Genomic DNA, 16,289 nt, shown 5'->3' on the forward strand with positions numbered 1-16,289 from the left:
ATTGACTTATATCAGTCTTTAAATTTTCTTTTTCTGTAAAAAAAGTAGAATCTTTGAGTCTTGTTAAAAACAACCTATACTAATTGTAAAATAATTCAACTATTATGAAGAATTTCAGACCGATACTTGCGTTGGCGTTTGTAATGTGTTTTTCGATTTTCACTTTTGCACAGGAGAATGTGAAGAAAATCACAATGGAAGATCTGATGCTGAATAGAACATTCAGCCAAAAATCGGTATACGGATTGCGTTCTATGAATGATGGCATCCATTACACCACTTTGGAAGAAGGTGGAACGAAAATCGTGAAATATAGTTTTGCTACCGGAAAAGTAGTGGAAACGCTTTTAGATTTAACTGCGCTTAAAGATGCTGAAATTAAATACATCGGCGAATACGAGTTCAGTTCAGATGAGAGAAGAATTTTATTGATGACCAATTCGGAAAGAATCTACAGAAGATCTTTTACTGCAGATTACTACGTGTTTACTTTTAAGAACAAGGAGTTGGTACCGCTTTCGAAGAATGGAAAGCAGCGCTTGGCAACTTTTTCTCCAAATGGAAACAGAATTGCATTTGTGAGAGACAATAACATTTTTATCCACAATGTGTTGTTTGGTTCCGAAATCAAGATTACAAAAGACGGAAAGTTCAACGAAATTCAGAATGGTACTCCAGACTGGGTTTACGAAGAGGAGTTTGAATTTAATAAAGCATTTGCCTGGTCGCCTGATAGTAAGTTTTTAGCTTACATGAAATTCGATGAGAGTGAAGTGAAAATGTTCAATATGAACAAATTTGAAGGTTTGTATCCTCAAGTTAAAGAGAATGCATTGTATCCTGAAAACTACGCTTACAAATATCCTAAAGCAGGGGAGAAGAATTCTGAGGTAAGCGTTTGGGTGTACAATGTGGAAGATCGCATCACCAAAAAGATGGATGTAGGAGAGGAGAAAGATCAATACATTCCAAGAATTAAGTGGTCGAATGATCCTAAAATACTAAGCATTTACAGATTGAATCGTCTTCAAAATAAATTGGAGTTCTTGTTATCGAATGCAAAAACAGGAAAGTCTGATGTCATGTATACTCAGGAAAACAAGTATTACGTTGAGGAGAGAAACTTCGATTTCTTAACCTTCCTAAATAATGGCAATCAATTTATTTATGCAAGTGAAGATGATGGATTCAATCATTTGTATTTGTATGATATGGCAACAGGTAAAGCTGTTCAGCAAATTACTTCTGGTGATTGGGACATGACCGACTTTTTAGGTTTCGATGAGAACAAGAAGATGTGTTACTACGAAGCTGCTGAAATTTCACCATTGGAAAGAAATACCTATTCGATTAAACTGAATGGATCGGCTAAAAAATTGATTACTCCTGAAAAGGGAACCAATAGAACAGTATTTAGCACCGGATACAAATACTATATCAATTACTTTTCGAGTGTAACCCAACCTAACCGAGTTAGTTTGTACAATAGCAAAGGAAAGCAAATTCGTATTTTGGAAGAGAATAAGGAGTTGGTAGAGAAATTGAAAAATTACCAATACAATCCAAAAGAATTTACCATGTTGCCATCGGCAGATGGAATGACCATGTTGAACGCCTGGATCATTAAGCCATACAATTTCGATCCATCTAAGAAATATCCTGTTTTAATTACTCAGTATAGTGGTCCAAACTCACAAAGTGTTAAGAACAGTTGGAGTTTTGATTGGTATCAGTATCTGGCTCAGGAAGGATATGTTGTAGCTTGTATCGATCCAAGAGGAACAGGAGCAAGAGGACAGCAGTTTAGAAAATGTACCTACATGCAATTGGGTAGATTGGAATCTGACGATATGATTGCTGCTTCAAGAGCATTGGCTGAAGAATCGTTTACAGATGAAAAAAGAGTTGCCATTTGGGGTTGGAGTTTTGGTGGTTTCATGTCTTCTCTTTGTTTAGAGAAAGCTCCGGATGTATTTTCTACAGCAATAGCTATTGCACCAGTTACCAATTGGAGATATTACGATTCGGTATATACCGAGCGTTTTATGAGAACTCCACAGGAAAACCCTAAAGGCTACGATGACAATTCTCCAATAAATCATGCAGATAAGTTGGAAGGTGCTTTATTGCTTTGCCATGGAACGGCAGATGATAACGTTCATGTACAGAATGTGTATGAGTTTGCAGAGCGCCTGGTTCAGGCGGATAAGCAATTTGAGATGCAAATTTACACTAACAGAAACCATAGTATTTATGGTGGAAAAACAAGATTGCACTTGTATAAGAGATTCAATAAATTTTTACGTGACAACATGTAGTTCGTAAAATTGAAATAAAAGAGAGAAAGAGGAAGAATTATTAAATTTTTCCTCTTTTCTTTTGTGCAAATACTCAGAAATTTAGCTCTTCTGTTTTAATTTTTTTGCAACTTTTTTTCAAAATACACTTGCTACAAGCGTTGAATTATCTATATTTGCATCGCAAAACTTTAGAACAGTGTTCTATTAAAAATGCGAGAATAGCTCAGTTGGTAGAGCATAACCTTGCCAAGGTTAGGGTCGCGAGTTCGAGTCTCGTTTCTCGCTCAAAAAAATTGTTGAAGTTTTCCTTGATCAACAATTAAAGAGCAAAGTATAAAAGGAAAATGCGAGAATAGCTCAGTTGGTAGAGCATAACCTTGCCAAGGTTAGGGTCGCGAGTTCGAGTCTCGTTTCTCGCTCGAAATTATTACCTCGAAAGAGGATTACTGTACAAGCATTACAAAGCCGTTTCATTTTATGAAGCGGCTTTTTTGTTTTTAATCTTGAGACAAAAAAATAGGCTGCTCTTGCAAGCAACCTATTAAAATATCTTTATTTGATTCTTAAAATGTAAATCCAAAATTAAGACTCACCAGCCAGGCATTTAAGCCATCGCTTCTATCGTAATAGGCAGCACGTAATCCAATACTTTTGAATTGAGCTGTCTTGTTTTTTCGGAAGGGTGATTTGAAGTTACCAATTCCCATTACAGGAGAATATTGGAAACCAACTCCTACCTTATAGCTGGTAACATCCGACAAATCGTAATCGGAAGTGTAGAACTCCGGAGTATTTGTTGCACTTGCTTCGCCAAACTCGTAGAAATCATCAGCAGCAGTTTGTGTGTGATATCTAAAAAATGGAGAAACAATAAAGGATGGAGAAACCATCATTGGTAACTCTACACTTGCCGTATGCGCTGTAATTCCCCAACTGTCGGTATAAAAACGATAGAAAGTTTTTAACCTCATAAAATCGCTTAAATAATAATTCCATCGCATTGAAATTGGAATTTTAAGACGATTGTCATCCAGTTTTTCAACATTACTCAAACCTCTTAAAGTGTTCATGTCATCGTTGATGTTTGCATCATCAAAAAATACACGATGGAATGGGGTAGAGAGCAATCCGCTTTGCGATACAGCTTCAATCGAGAATAAGGCTTGCAATCGCTTATTGATTACCTGCGAATAGCTTAAACCGAATTTAAGAGTTGTTCTGGTGTCATCAGAAAGGTTTGCTTTAGCTGTTCCTCTCACTTCAACAGGATACAATAAATTCCAGGTATCGTTCATAAACAAACCATCGATGGTAAGCGATCGATTCTGATCTTTGGAATTAAATGTATAGGAACCACCAGCATGGAATGATGTGACATCGTACTCAACCGAAGCACCACCTAAAATGCTGTAAGCATTTCCAGATTTCGCTAAAGTATGAGAATATGCCGCATTAAAATGAATACGAGCATCCATACTTGAGGCAGATGATTTATGATCTGTCTCGAAATAATCAATATTGTCCGTTGAGGCAGATGAATAGATGTCAACGCCAAAGTTTACATCCAAACTCGAAAGCGAATCTAGAGGAACATGAACCACAAAACTAGGTGCTACATTGTCCAGCTCCTCAGTTCCGATACCACCCGTTACCGGCGAGTGATCACCATCCTGCTCGTAGTAGTTGAAAAGAAAATTCACCTCCGTATCCTTAAAATCTTCAGGTGATTTCTTGGTCTTTACTTTCTTACGACTCTCTTCCTGCCTGTCGTCTAAGCTGTTCTTATCGGTTTGAGCGTTACTAAGCAGCGATACCGAAAGCAGCAAAATAAGAGTATAAATAGTCTTTAGTTGCATCCGCATCCTCCTCCTGATTTTCCACCATTGGCACCCGCAGCACCTTCTCGGTAGGCTTGAAAATTAGTTTCATAAACTTCCAGTTTCTTGGCTTGGAGAGCCATTTCCTCGTCGTTAAGATAGCTTTTTTGGTAGGCTGCAACCGAAACACAACTGTTTAGTGCAATCATTGCCAAAAATCCTATCAGTAACAGATTTAGTTTTCTCTTACTTTTCATTGATTTTCTCAATTTGTATGTGATGTTTACTTGTTTATTTTTTGTTGTGATATTCTAATTTTAGATTGTCCGATGTCATCATTTTTTGATCATCAGTAACCAGAATACACTCAATTCCTTTTAAATTGTTGATGAGCTTTAAGCCAGCCTCTTTGCCCAAAACAAAAACGGAAGTAGCCAAAGCATCAGCCAATTCGGCATTAGGACAAATAATACTAACACTACTCAAGCCTTTAACAGGATATCCGGTTCGGGGATCGATTATGTGACTGAAACGTTCTCCATTAATGGTGACGAATTTTTCGTAATTGCCCGATGTGACAATAGCTGTTTCATCGATATTCAGCCAGGAAAAAATCTGATCCTTTTGTTTGGGGTTCGAAATGCCAATTTTCCAGCTTTTGCCGCCTTCATCCTTCCCCCAGGAAATTAAATCTCCCGATGCATTTACCAAGGCACCATCCAATCCCAATTTCGACATGATACCTAAAGCTTTGTTCGCAGCATAACCTTTACCAATTGCGCCAAAACCTATTTTCATTCCTTTGTTTTTAAGGTAAACGGTGGTGTTTTCGGCATTAAGAATAATGTTTTTGTAATTGATTTTTGAGACAGAGGCTGCAACCGCTGCAGAGTCGGGCATCTCTTTCATGCTGCCGTCAAATTTCCAGATCTTGTCCATAGATGCATAGCTGATGTCAAAAGCACCATGCGTTAAATCGGATATCTTTTTGCTTCTTCTGATCAGGTTAAATAACTCCTGATCAACTTTCACCGGGCGAATGCCTGCACTTTTTCGAATGGCAGAAGTCTGTGAATTTTCATCCCATGAAGAAATCAGTTTTTCGATTCTCTTGATTTCGTTTATTCCCTTTTGAATGGCTTCACGAGCTTTGTTTTCATTGGCACTCACTGCCGTGATTTCGAAGCGTGATCCCATTAATAACAAGACTTCGGTGTAGGCTTTGTTTTGTGCGGCAAGATTCGCCTGAAACAGGATGAACAGACAGCTGATAATTAAAATCCTCATATCAGTCTTACTTTATTATGCTTTCGATGTGAGCGATGTACTGTGCAGGACTCAGCTTTTTATAGCCTGTTTTTCCTACAACTTTACCTTCCTTATCTAGTAAGATAATCGTGGGAAACTGACCTTTCTTGTTGTATTTTTCTGCCAGAGCTTCGTTTTTGGCAGTTTGTTCTTTCGAAAGGCGGTTCTTTTTCAAACGTGGGAAATCCACATCCAGAATCACAAGTTCCTTATCTGCAAAAGATTTAAATTCGCTGGTGTTTAAAATGGTCTTTTTTAATAGGATACAGGACCTGCACCAATCCGAGCCCGAGAAGTTGATTAAAACATGTTTGTTGTTTTCTTTGGCTTGATTAAGAGCTTCTTCTAAATTGCTTTGCGCAGAAAGATTCGAAGTTCCGAGTAGTAGAACTGCTGCAAAAAGGAAAAGACTTTGTGCAATTTTCTTCATAAGTATCATTTTAGTGTATGTATGATTAAACGAATAATCAATACTTTTATTTTTCTAAAATCAAATGTATGAAAAAATATCTCCTGCGACTTAAATTCTCTGTTAAAAGATGTAAAAATCTAGATGTGTAAATGTGATCTTTGAATTTACGACATGAAGGAACTACAATTGAACTCCGTTATTGTGTAGAATGCTAATTACTTCCGTTCCCAGGTTTGGTTTTACCAAACTTAACATCTGAATGATCTTCTGGTTTTCGATATCGGTTAAGCCCAATATGATGTATGCAGAATTGCGATCTTCAGGAGCATCTTTTATCAGTTCCAATAAAATGTTGGTTCCCGAATGGAACTCTTTATTCGATAAAACAGAAAGGTTTACGAAGAATTGGCTGGCAGCACGTATAATTTGTCCATCTTCTTCAACCTGAATGAAAGGAAACAAAGCCAGAACCGCTTTTGGATTTTTAGTACGAATAACACCACTTAAGGCAGTTAAAAGTTTAGTACGCTCTTCGCTACTGGTTTTCGAAATCAGAAACTCATACATACGAAACAAGACAGGAATCATCTTTTTATTTCTGGTTTCCCCATATAAAAAGAAGGTTCTGAAAGCCATTACCTGCAATTCATTTTTATCCAGATCGTTCCACTTGTCCGATTCCAATGCCACTTTGTCTAAGTATGAGTAGTCTTTTTTCTGTCCTGCCATGTGTTAAAAAAATAGTTGAGTGCAAAGATATCAGGATTGCGGCTTTCGAAAAACAATTGATAGAATTTATTTTCCCATTTGAATTTAATATGAATTAAGCTTATCAATGGTTTCTGTTTTGCAGTTCTTACTTTTTTGTTAATTTTGCTAACCCTTGCTCAGGTGGTGGAATTGGTAGACACGCCAGCTTGAGGGGCTGGTGGCCTTATGGTCGTGCAAGTTCGAGTCTTGTTCTGAGCACAAAAAAAGCGATTCAATTCTGAATCGCTTTTTTTATATCTAAGAGTTAATTGTTATTTCGTATTCTGCTCGATAATCAAACCAATAGCTCGCTGGCAAGCCGGACAAAATTCATCGTGGCGGGTAAACATGATACAGTTGGCAGCACTTCTGTACAATCCGGTGGCTTTGTATTGAGCCCCTTCAAAAGCACCCACTTCACCGCTGTGTTTCATGTTGGAAAGTAGTTCATTATCCCAGCTACGCTTCTTGATAAAGAAGTCTTCCATTACTTTCTCTTCTACCTTAGCTTTGCGCATTTCCACGCGCTTTTTCTGAACATCGATACTGTGTATGTCGTATTTTTCCTTTTCCCATGGCGTTGGTATAGGAGTTCCTGGTGTTACAATATCTTTCCATTTAATGGTTGCCGGATCGGTATTGGCAGTTACGTTCAATTCCCATGGCTCTAAATGTTCAGCATCCATTTCGTAAGCAGTTGCCGAGGTGTAATACTCATCAGCTAAATCGGCAAAATGGTGTCCAAATTCGTGAACAAACAGGTATTCCTGGAAAGCATTATCAACTGCAGCTGTAATGTATAGGTTGTAGATTCCGCCACCACCATAAATGGAATCGTTCATTAAGATAGCTGTAAATTCGTAAGGAACCGCAGCTGCAGCATCACGAATGGTTTTGTTATCGTATCCCAATGCGTAACGCTGAGAATCGAAAGCACCATAGGTAACCGATAGGGCAGAACGAGTGTGAATGTCCTGATGAGGATGATTTACACCAGAATCAGGCGATGGTGTTTCAACAGCTCTGATTGAGAATTTATCTTTAAAAGAAGCATAAGGTTCTGTATTTAAAAGAACTTCAGCAAAGCGCTTAGCATCCTTCTTAAATTTCCCCATATCTTCTTTAGCATAACCTTCACCCAAAACTACAATGTCAACTTGTTTTTCAGGTTTTCCATTTACCACAATATCAATTGTATTGTAATGATCTTTTACAGGATTGATAAAGGCACGATGATGCTTAGGGTTTACTTTGTAAGTCCAAACTGGATCGAAACCATTTTTGATGTTACGTTTCGAGATGGTCACATCAACCTCTTTTTTAGGCCATGGAAAACGAAGGGATTCATGAAAACTTCCCCATTCTTTTTCTGCCTCAGGCGTGGTTTCCCATTCTCCGTAAATGCTTGAATATCCTCTTGAATAAAGCAGTTTCCCACTTGCAGCATCTTTAACTTCAAAGAAGTACTTTCCCAATCTCAATTCATCAATTAAAACGGTTTTACTTCCAGCCCACTCTCCATCGTTAACCATTTGGTCGAACGCAAAATGTTCTTCATTTGCTGTTCCCACATGATTGTAATCCAATCGCATGGTAGCATTGGTAAAGTAATCGGCATATTGTGCATTAGCTAAAAGGGAAATGCCCGTTAGCAGTATAGCAAACATAAAAATTTTCTTCATAGTATTGGTGTTTTTTGTCGTGTTGTTTTGGCTGTACAAGATAAGGAATATCTCTTGTTCGAAAGATGTTTAATGTCATATCCTAAATCAGATTCTTTCAAAAAAAGCAGTCGTCTTTTTGATTTATTCCGTTCAGCTTCCAATAATTTCTTTTAATTTAGATTTTCGCAAATTAAAGACTCTTTTTATGATAGGAACATTGGTAAATGTGGCAGCAATTCTTGTGGGAGGAAGCGTGGGTTTGATATTTCGTTCAAAAATTCCGGAAAGATTGTTTACAATCGTATTTCAAGCTATTGGGATTTTTACTCTTTATCTGGGGATAAGTATGGCGTTGGAAGCCAGTAAATTCCTGATCATGATTCTTAGCCTGGTGGTAGGAGCGCTTATTGGAGAATTCCTGCAATTGGAAGAGCGAGTTGAAAAATTGAGCGAAAAACTAAAAAAAAGAGTTGGGAATAAGGATGCCAATTTCTCTACGGGATTGCTTACTGCTTTTATGTTGTTTTGCATGGGAGCGATGACCATCCTGGGAAGTTTTGAAGAGGGAATGGGCAAAGAGCCAAGTTTACTCTTTACCAAATCGTTGATGGATGGTATTTCCTCGGTTGCTTTGGCAGCAGTATTGGGAATAGGTGTTTTGTTCTCGGTTGTGCCTCTATTAATTTATCAGGGAGGACTCACTTTATTGGCGGCATTATTTGGAGAGATCATTCCGGAATTCATTATTGATGAGATCACTGGAATTGGAGGCGTGTTGATTATTGGTCTTGGTCTGAGTATTTTAGAAATAAAAAAGATAAAGGTTTTAAATATGCTTCCGGCTTTGCTGGTTGAGATACTTTTGTGCTATGTATTGCTTCAATTGGGCTACTTGAAGATGGTTTAATTGTAAGCTAGGAGTAAAATGCCATTAGGTACTATATATTTTTGTAAATTTGTACGTCCGAAAATTATCCGGGAATTCATAAATTGAAATTAGATTGAAAAAAGAGACTAAAAACGCCCTTATCCGCTTGTACGAAAATTGGGCAGACGATAAAGTTATAGATACAGAAGATTTGCCACAATCGGGTTCATACCGAGAGTACATTCGTATTATTGGCGAGAAAAGAACGGTTCTTGGTGCCTACAATGCCGATAAAAAAGAAAATCATGCATTTGTAAGTTTCAGCAAGCATTTTGCTTCTAAAAAATTGCCTGTTCCCGAGATCTATCATCAGGACGATGAGCAAAATATCTATTTGCTACAGGATTTAGGAAAGACTACTTTATTTGATTACATTCTTCACCTAAGAGTGGGAGAGGGTTTTGCTACCGATTTGGTTGTGATCTACAAAAAGATCATTACACAGCTGGTACGCTTTCAGGTTGAGGGTAAAGAAGGATTGGATTATTCGGCATGTTACCCAAGAGATAGTTTCGATAAGCAATCGATGATTTGGGACTTGCACTATTTTAAATATTATTTTCTGAAATTGGCTAAGATTCCTTTCGATGAGCAATTGCTAGAGAATGATTTTCAGAAATTTTCAGATTACCTTTTGGATGCACCTCGTGATTACTTTTTGTATCGCGATTTTCAGTCCCGTAACGTAATGTTGGTAAATGGAGAACCTTGGTTCATCGATTATCAGGGAGGAAGAAAAGGAGCCTTACAATACGATTTGGCGTCTTTACTTTACGATGCTAAGGCAGATTTACCTCAAGAAGTACGTGATGAGTTGCTGGATCACTATCTTCAGGAGATTCAGAAAGTACAGGCAGTGGATGCAAAAGCCTTCCATTCCTTTTTCCAGGGATATGTATTAATTCGTATCATGCAGGCAATGGGTGCTTATGGTTTCCGTGGGTTTTACGAGAGAAAGGAACACTTCTTAAAGTCGATTCCTTTTGCCCTTCGCAATTTGGAAACCATTCTGAATCGTGTGGATATGCCTGTAGAATTACCGGAATTGACCAAAGCACTTCGCGAAGTGATTGGTTCGGAATTTTTACAGCAGGTAGGCAAAGAGGAAGAGGTGAAATTGCATGTAGAGATCAACAGTTTCTCGTATCGTAGGGGAATTCCTTTGGATAAAACGACGAACGGAGGTGGATTCGTGTTCGATTGCAGAGCGATTCACAATCCGGGAAGATACCAGGAATATGTGGAGATGACAGGGAAAGATCAACCCGTGATTGATTTCTTTAAGGAAAAAACGGAGATGGATGAATTTTTAACATCCGTTTTCAGCATAGTTGATATGAGTGTGGACAAGTACATTAGCAGAAAGTTCCACAATTTACAGGTTAGTTTTGGTTGTACAGGAGGCAGACATCGTTCGGTGTTTTCTGCTGAAAGTTTGGCAAAACACTTACGAGAAAAATTCGATGTTAACATTACACTGAAACACATCGAGAGAGAAATAGAAGGCAATTAAGAATGGGAAGGAAACGTTGTAAATTATCGCCAAAAGAATATGCCGATAAGGTTTGCAATAAGGAGGAGTTTGTTTGTCCGAAGTGCAATCGAGTCGCCAAGAATGCAAATAAATTGTGCAAGGCGGAGAGAATTAAATTAGATAAAGACAAGATTTTTTACCGATAATTTGAATTAGATTTGAGTGGTGAGATTTTGAATTTTACATCTTATAGCTTGAGGCTTGTAGCTTTTTTACAGAGTACCATAATCTGATAACCGTTCATTGATCACTGTTTACTGGTCTTTGTTTACTGATAACTGAAATAATGTTGAATGCAATGATTTTTGCGGCGGGTTTGGGAACTCGTCTTAAACCTTATACCAATTCGAAACCCAAAGCTTTGGTCGAATTGGCTGGAAAGCCACTTTTGGAAAGAGCCATTGGTAAATTAAAGGATCTTGGAGTTGATCGCATTGTGATTAATGTGCATCACTTTGCCGATTTAATTGAGGATTTCCTGAAGGAGAATGATAATTTTGGTGTAGATATTCGCATATCAGATGAAAGAGAAAAGTTGTTGGATACTGGGGGAGGTCTGAAAAAGGCAAAAGACCTGTTCATTCCCAATGCTCCTGTCCTGATTTACAATGTTGATATTCTCTCTACTATAGATTTGAATGAATTGATTGAAGGTCATCAAAAATCGGAAGCTTTGGTGAGCATGGTGATGCGGAAACGAGAGAGTAGTCGTTATTTGTATTTTAATGCAAACAAACAACTGACAGGATGGAAGAATTGTAAAACGGGAGAAACCAAAGTAGCTCGTACCGATATGAATGAATCGCAGCCAATGGCTTTTTCAGGCATTCATTTGGTGGATGCAAAATTGTTCGATTTAATTGAGGAGGAAGGAAAATTCTCCATCATCGATTTGTATTTGCGATTGGCAAAAACTCAAAAAATGATTGCCTTCGCCGATCAATCGGATCTTTGGTTCGATCTGGGAAAACCAGAACAATTACAGAAAGCAGAGGGTTTAATTAAGAATTACGAATTATAAATTACGAATGTTGGACTATTTAACTGTTCGACCATTTTACCTTTAGATTATTAGACATTTTAAAATATAAAAACATGAATTTAAAACCTATCATCTTCGCAGCAGTTCGCGTGGTATTGTATGCCATTCCTGTGGCAGCATCAGCTCTTATTATCAAAAGCGATGCAGGAATATTAATTGATGGAGGAAAGTTTGGTGAAGGCTCGCAAACTGAGTGGATGCAGCAAATGTTCTTGTTGCTAACCAGTTTTGCATTTATTTTGGCAGGAGTTCGTTCCCGAAAGCATCAAGCCATTTCCTACCTGTTTGGTGGTGGAGCATTGGTGGCCCTAATTCGTGAGTTCGATGTATACTTCGACAAGATTTATCATGGAGCCTGGTTTCCGTTTGCAATGTTTGTATTGCTACTGTCCCTGTTTTTGGTTTATCGCAAGCGCCAGCAAATCTGGGAAAACCTGGAAGAGTTCTTCACAACGCCAGCATTTGGAACTTTTATTGCAGGATTCTTAGGGGTATTTGTATTCTCTCGCTTGTTCGGAACCAAGAAAGTTTGGAGAGCATTATTCGATGTGGAGAAACTGGAACCAGTTCAGCGCTGGGTGAAAAATGCAGTAGAAGAGGGAAGTGAATTGTTTGGCTACACCTTGTTGTTTATTGCTGCGGTAGAATTCTTCGTATATGTAAGTAAGAAATTGAAAGAGTAAACAGTTGCTTAGCATCTAAAGATGTCTGGCAAATAAAATAGTTGAAAGTGTGCCTTCGGGTGCACTTTTTTTATAGGGTTAAATCTTGTAAAAGGATCTTTTTTACTGATGAAAATACGAATCATTAGTATTTGAATGAAAAAATGGCAGTGAAAACACACCTGCATATTTGTCTGTTAACTGAAAATAATATAATTTAGTATGTGATCATAAAAATAAACATTGAAGTATAGTAATAAGATGTTTGAAATGATTATTGAGAAGTAGGATTCGAGGCGTTGGATTGATTGGAGTATAAAATTGAGAGTAAGATTCACTCACCAAGGTGAACATCAATAAATAACCAAAATCGATTAACAATGGCTAGACAATTAAATGATTCCATGTCATCCGAAGTGCATATTAACAATTCACTTCGTCATTCCCGTAGCTGTAAACAAACCAAAGGTGCGGCAGAATTCGCTAATAAAATTGATCCATTCATTAGTGTATTGGATGAAAAGCACCTCGAAACCAAAAAGGTTAAATTGTTGCAAGACAATGCTTACGACGATTTGTTGTTTAACGAAGGCGGATTAGACGATCGTATCCGAACCATATCCGATGCTGCAAAGCAGCACGATAGGGAAAATCCTGCTCAATCGGTTTACAAGCTCTTATTTCCTAATGGGGGTTATTCTTCCATTCTTCGCTATTCGTTCGCAAAAAAAGCCGATGCTGCCGAGGAAATAAAAGAGCGAATTAAATCTCTGGGCGCAGAACACAGCCTCTCTGCTCAAATTACTCCCTTAGAAGAAAACATTGCCAAAGTACGAAGCTCCTTAAGCGCATTGCAACAAGCAAAAACCAATGTACGAACGGCAGTTGCCAACGAAGAAGTAGCACAGGCAAATTTGCGCAAGCAGTACGAGCATAACTATTTGGATGCCATAAAAATGTTTGGCAAAACTTTTGCCAATCGCCTGTTCCCGCAAACTGTATCAAAGAAAAAAATAGAAGAGATAGAAGAAACAGTTGATGCATAGTCCTACAAAAGAATGGAAAGTATGCTTTGTAAACTTACACAGCATACTTTCCAAAAATAAAACACCTCATGTAAGTTAACACAGCATGTTTTTAAAAATAAAAATGGCTTGTGTAACATTACACAGCATATTACAAAACCGTAGAACATACTTTGTAAGCTAGCACAGCATACTTTCAAAAATAAAAATAAGATGTGTAAGCTTACACAGTATACTTTCCGAAATGAAAATAGTCTTTGTAAGCTTACACGGCTAGTTAGACAAAAGTGAAATGGGCTTTGTAAGCTTGCACGGCATATTTTTCGAATTGGAAGCAACTAATGTAGTTCTTGAACATCAATTAACTAAACGAATATAAACTAACTCAAAAGAATCATGAAAACTTTAAAATTAAAACACCTGATTATGCTTACGTGCATTTGTCTTTTATTAGGTGTGGGGTGTGATGATAACAATCAGGAAACATCTCTTAATGAAAATGAGGTTGGCTCTTTGTTAAATGTATTTGAATTAAAGTATGGAGATAGCAAAGAGATAAATGACAATGAGCAAAGCATAATTCTCTCAATAAATGACATTAAAGATAACGTTCGAGTAGATTGTTCGCTTATGGATTTTGGAGATAGTTCTGAAGGATCGCTGAATATTAGAGTACATGTTTATTTACAACTAGGTGATGGGGATTCTTATCTCGAGGTAAAATCTAAACCTTGTGGGGCTTTACCTTATAAGAACGATGAGAATGATGTACAAGATGTATTGAGCCAAATTAATGAACTGAAATCTGCACCAGCTAATTTAGATGATGATTCATATTACAATGATGAGTTCATTAATTTGTTTGGTGAAGGCACTGCAATAGAGGGAACCCCTTTTAAGATCTTCATCGCAAAAGCCATCCCCTTTTATTACAATCAACCAGATGCCAATATTGATGATTATAAGTTCATATTTATAATTACTCGAAAAAACTAAATCAATGAAAAAATTATTAGTTCTAATTATTCTTATCCTGATCAGTTTTTATAATTCGAGAGCGCAAGATAATTGTTTAACTTCAGCTTCCACTCCACCAGAATGGATTTTTAGTAAGTCTACAAAATCAAGTCAGATTTCAATGACATTCATATTAAATGTTTTTGTTCATATAGTTAGAAGTGGTAGTGGTCAGGGATTAAGTCAAAACATTACATCAACAATAATAAACTCTTTGAATAGTAATTTTTCCGAGACAGGAATTCAATTTACTTTATTAGGTTCTGATTTTATAGATAACGATTACTATTATGATGATTTTAATGGAAAAGAGGATGAGCTTTTTTCGGTCAACAGGAAAACTAATGCAATAGATATTTATGTGCTGGGTGAATCCACGATTTGGATCGGGGCAGGTTTAGCACAGAATATCCCGTCAACAGCATTTATAGTTCATGGTAGTTTTTATAGTACATCAAGTCTTCCTCATGAAATGGGACATTGTTTAGGCTTATATCATACACATCATGGAACAGTAAATGAAGGCGGAGGAGATGTTCATCAATGTGCTGAACTCGTTAATGGAAATAACTCAACTACATGTGGTGACTACATTGCTGATACGCCTGCAGATCCTAATCAATGGTCTAGAAATAGTTGTAACTACATAGGAACTGGTACTGATTCAAATGGAGATAGATATAATCCTGATGTCTCAAATATAATGTCATATTCATATAAGCCATGTCGAATATCGTATTCCCAAATACAAATAAATAGAATGCGAGATTTTATTAAAAATACTACTATATTACAAAATACGTTAAGTTACTATATTAATGGAGTGAAGTTAATTTGTACTTCTGGAGAATCATTCTCATTAGAGAATCTACCTGCAAATACAACAGTTACTTGGTCCTCCAGCTCCAACATCACATTCTCCTCAGTAAATACAGGTGAGAGTGTAACAGTTAAGGCGAGTTCATCAACTGTATGTGATGCGGGTTGGATAGAAGCTACTCTAACCAACAGCAATGGTGATATTACTTTGCCACGGAAAGAGGTTTGGGTAGGGAAGCCCTCTTTTACATTATTTGGAACAACTAGTTTAGATGTTGGTGCGCCAGGAATTGTTTTGGTAGATTATTCAAGTGGGGATCATTTTTCACAAGGAATTCAAAATTCAGATTGGTCTTTTACAGGTCCGCTGGATAACATTGAGGGGGATGCGATGAAAGCACATTATAGGGCAAGTAGGAGAGAAGGGGGAATAGGTTTCATTTACTCAACACAAACAAACCAGTGTGGTTCTTATGAAAATAGGTTGTTTTTTGAGGTGGAAGAGCCATTATTTATGCTTGCAAGTCCTAATCCAGCCAATGAATATACCGAATTGAATTTTTACAGTGCTAACGAAATTACGGAGTATCAAAAGTCATCACCAGTAATGATAAGTGTTCCTGTTACAGAACAATCAAATGGAATAGGAGAGTATGAAATTCAAATATGGCATGAGAGAAAAGGTTTGGTAAAGCAAATGAAATCGAGAAGCAAGAAACTACAAATACCCACCAATAATTTAGATGAGGGAATTTACTTTCTACATATAATTGTTAATGGTAAAGTTCACAAGCAACAGTTGAAGGTTCAAAGATAAATTTTATTGAATAGCTGAGAGTCATATTGAAATGTGACTCTCAGTTTTTTTAAACAAAAATCATTTGTAAAGCACACGCAAGGTATTAGATAAGATAAAGCTGACAAAAGTACTTGATAGAGAGTTTTAAGTAAAATCAATGCAACCATTTTAAGGTTTGAACATCAGTAGATTAAAAGAAACGCTAACCAAAA

At 37.2% G+C, this 16,289-nt stretch carries 14 protein-coding genes and 3 tRNA genes; 11 read left to right on the forward strand and 6 right to left on the reverse strand.

Going from position 1 to position 16,289, the window contains the following annotated elements; all coding sequences use genetic code 11:
* Positions 1-104 precede the first annotated feature (104 nt).
* The 3 genes from GCQ56_RS04540 (at position 105) to GCQ56_RS04550 (ending at position 2,719) form a co-directional block, all read left to right on the forward strand.
* Positions 105-2,318, forward strand: a complete 2,214-nt coding sequence (locus GCQ56_RS04540; protein WP_152733184.1) for a S9 family peptidase — start codon at positions 105-107, stop codon at positions 2,316-2,318.
* Positions 2,319-2,512: 194 nt separating this feature from the next.
* Positions 2,513-2,585 (forward strand) — tRNA-Gly (locus GCQ56_RS04545).
* 61 nt (positions 2,586-2,646) lie between these two features.
* Positions 2,647-2,719, forward strand: a tRNA-Gly gene (locus GCQ56_RS04550).
* 144 nt (positions 2,720-2,863) lie between these two features.
* Here the strand turns inward: GCQ56_RS04550 and GCQ56_RS04555 are convergent.
* From GCQ56_RS04555 to GCQ56_RS04575, 5 genes are all read right to left on the reverse strand, one after another.
* Positions 2,864-4,156 (reverse strand): DUF3570 domain-containing protein, encoded by a 1,293-nt coding sequence (locus GCQ56_RS04555; RefSeq protein WP_193323711.1) that lies wholly within the window; start codon positions 4,154-4,156, stop codon positions 2,864-2,866.
* Positions 4,147-4,374, reverse strand: coding sequence for a DUF4266 domain-containing protein (locus GCQ56_RS04560; RefSeq protein WP_152733186.1), 228 nt, complete (start codon positions 4,372-4,374; stop codon positions 4,147-4,149). The genes GCQ56_RS04555 and GCQ56_RS04560 overlap by 10 nt, the downstream gene beginning before the upstream one ends.
* Positions 4,375-4,408: 34 nt before the next feature.
* Positions 4,409-5,404 carry an FAD:protein FMN transferase gene (locus tag GCQ56_RS04565; RefSeq protein WP_152733187.1) on the reverse strand — a complete coding sequence of 332 codons (996 nt, stop codon included), beginning with the start codon at positions 5,402-5,404 and terminating at the stop codon, positions 4,409-4,411.
* 7 nt (positions 5,405-5,411) lie between these two features.
* Positions 5,412-5,855, reverse strand: coding sequence for a thioredoxin family protein (locus tag GCQ56_RS04570; RefSeq protein ID WP_152733188.1), 444 nt, complete (start codon positions 5,853-5,855; stop codon positions 5,412-5,414).
* Between the two features lie 162 nt (positions 5,856-6,017).
* The gene (locus GCQ56_RS04575) at positions 6,018-6,566 is read right to left on the reverse strand and encodes a hypothetical protein (protein ID WP_152733189.1); all 549 of its coding nucleotides are present in this window, start codon (positions 6,564-6,566) and stop codon (positions 6,018-6,020) included.
* 156 nt (positions 6,567-6,722) lie between these two features.
* On the opposite strand from GCQ56_RS04575, the gene GCQ56_RS04580 reads away from it, so the two are divergent.
* A tRNA-Leu gene (locus tag GCQ56_RS04580) sits at positions 6,723-6,806 on the forward strand.
* 53 nt (positions 6,807-6,859) lie between these two features.
* On the opposite strand, the gene GCQ56_RS04585 is transcribed toward GCQ56_RS04580, so the two are convergent.
* Positions 6,860-8,269 (reverse strand): M64 family metallopeptidase, encoded by a 1,410-nt coding sequence (locus tag GCQ56_RS04585; protein WP_152733190.1) that lies wholly within the window; start codon positions 8,267-8,269, stop codon positions 6,860-6,862.
* Between the two features lie 187 nt (positions 8,270-8,456).
* Between GCQ56_RS04585 and GCQ56_RS04590 the strand changes: the two genes are divergently transcribed.
* From GCQ56_RS04590 to GCQ56_RS04620, 7 genes are all read left to right on the forward strand, one after another.
* Complete coding sequence (locus tag GCQ56_RS04590) at positions 8,457-9,158, forward strand: DUF554 domain-containing protein (protein ID WP_152733191.1); 702 nt, start codon at positions 8,457-8,459, stop codon at positions 9,156-9,158.
* 94 nt (positions 9,159-9,252) lie between these two features.
* Entirely contained in the window at positions 9,253-10,692 is a 1,440-nt protein-coding gene (locus GCQ56_RS04595) for a phosphotransferase (protein WP_152733192.1), read from the forward strand.
* A 307-nt stretch (positions 10,693-10,999) separates the two neighbouring features.
* Positions 11,000-11,734, forward strand: a complete 735-nt coding sequence (locus GCQ56_RS04600) for a nucleotidyltransferase family protein (RefSeq protein ID WP_227005990.1) — start codon at positions 11,000-11,002, stop codon at positions 11,732-11,734.
* 74 nt (positions 11,735-11,808) lie between these two features.
* Complete coding sequence (locus tag GCQ56_RS04605) at positions 11,809-12,438, forward strand: hypothetical protein (RefSeq protein WP_152733193.1); 630 nt, start codon at positions 11,809-11,811, stop codon at positions 12,436-12,438.
* A gap of 359 nt (positions 12,439-12,797) precedes the next feature.
* Positions 12,798-13,463 (forward strand): hypothetical protein, encoded by a 666-nt coding sequence (locus tag GCQ56_RS04610; RefSeq protein ID WP_152733194.1) that lies wholly within the window; start codon positions 12,798-12,800, stop codon positions 13,461-13,463.
* 375 nt (positions 13,464-13,838) lie between these two features.
* Positions 13,839-14,438, forward strand: coding sequence for a hypothetical protein (locus GCQ56_RS04615; protein ID WP_152733195.1), 600 nt, complete (start codon positions 13,839-13,841; stop codon positions 14,436-14,438).
* A 4-nt stretch (positions 14,439-14,442) separates the two neighbouring features.
* Positions 14,443-16,095: a M43 family zinc metalloprotease gene (locus tag GCQ56_RS04620; RefSeq protein WP_152733196.1), complete on the forward strand. Its 1,653-nt coding sequence runs from the start codon at positions 14,443-14,445 to the stop codon at positions 16,093-16,095.
* The last annotated feature ends 194 nt before the right edge of the window (positions 16,096-16,289 follow it).

Source organism: Marinifilum sp. N1E240 (assembly GCF_009295825.1).
GTDB classification, from domain to species: Bacteria; Bacteroidota; Bacteroidia; order Bacteroidales; family Marinifilaceae; genus Marinifilum_A; species Marinifilum_A sediminis.

Coding starts and splice junctions, on each gene's coding strand:
- GCQ56_RS04540 (WP_152733184.1), top strand. CDS start 105: ATGAAGAATTTCAGACCGATACTTGCGTTGGCGTTTGTAATGTGTTTT.
- GCQ56_RS04555 (WP_193323711.1), bottom strand. CDS start 4,156: ATGCAACTAAAGACTATTTATACTCTTATTTTGCTGCTTTCGGTATCG.
- GCQ56_RS04560 (WP_152733186.1), bottom strand. CDS start 4,374: ATGAAAAGTAAGAGAAAACTAAATCTGTTACTGATAGGATTTTTGGCA.
- GCQ56_RS04565 (WP_152733187.1), bottom strand. CDS start 5,404: ATGAGGATTTTAATTATCAGCTGTCTGTTCATCCTGTTTCAGGCGAAT.
- GCQ56_RS04570 (WP_152733188.1), bottom strand. CDS start 5,855: ATGAAGAAAATTGCACAAAGTCTTTTCCTTTTTGCAGCAGTTCTACTA.
- GCQ56_RS04575 (WP_152733189.1), bottom strand. CDS start 6,566: ATGGCAGGACAGAAAAAAGACTACTCATACTTAGACAAAGTGGCATTG.
- GCQ56_RS04585 (WP_152733190.1), bottom strand. CDS start 8,269: ATGAAGAAAATTTTTATGTTTGCTATACTGCTAACGGGCATTTCCCTT.
- GCQ56_RS04590 (WP_152733191.1), top strand. CDS start 8,457: ATGATAGGAACATTGGTAAATGTGGCAGCAATTCTTGTGGGAGGAAGC.
- GCQ56_RS04600 (WP_227005990.1), top strand. CDS start 11,000: ATGTTGAATGCAATGATTTTTGCGGCGGGTTTGGGAACTCGTCTTAAA.
- GCQ56_RS04605 (WP_152733193.1), top strand. CDS start 11,809: ATGAATTTAAAACCTATCATCTTCGCAGCAGTTCGCGTGGTATTGTAT.
- GCQ56_RS04610 (WP_152733194.1), top strand. CDS start 12,798: ATGGCTAGACAATTAAATGATTCCATGTCATCCGAAGTGCATATTAAC.
- GCQ56_RS04615 (WP_152733195.1), top strand. CDS start 13,839: ATGAAAACTTTAAAATTAAAACACCTGATTATGCTTACGTGCATTTGT.
- GCQ56_RS04620 (WP_152733196.1), top strand. CDS start 14,443: ATGAAAAAATTATTAGTTCTAATTATTCTTATCCTGATCAGTTTTTAT.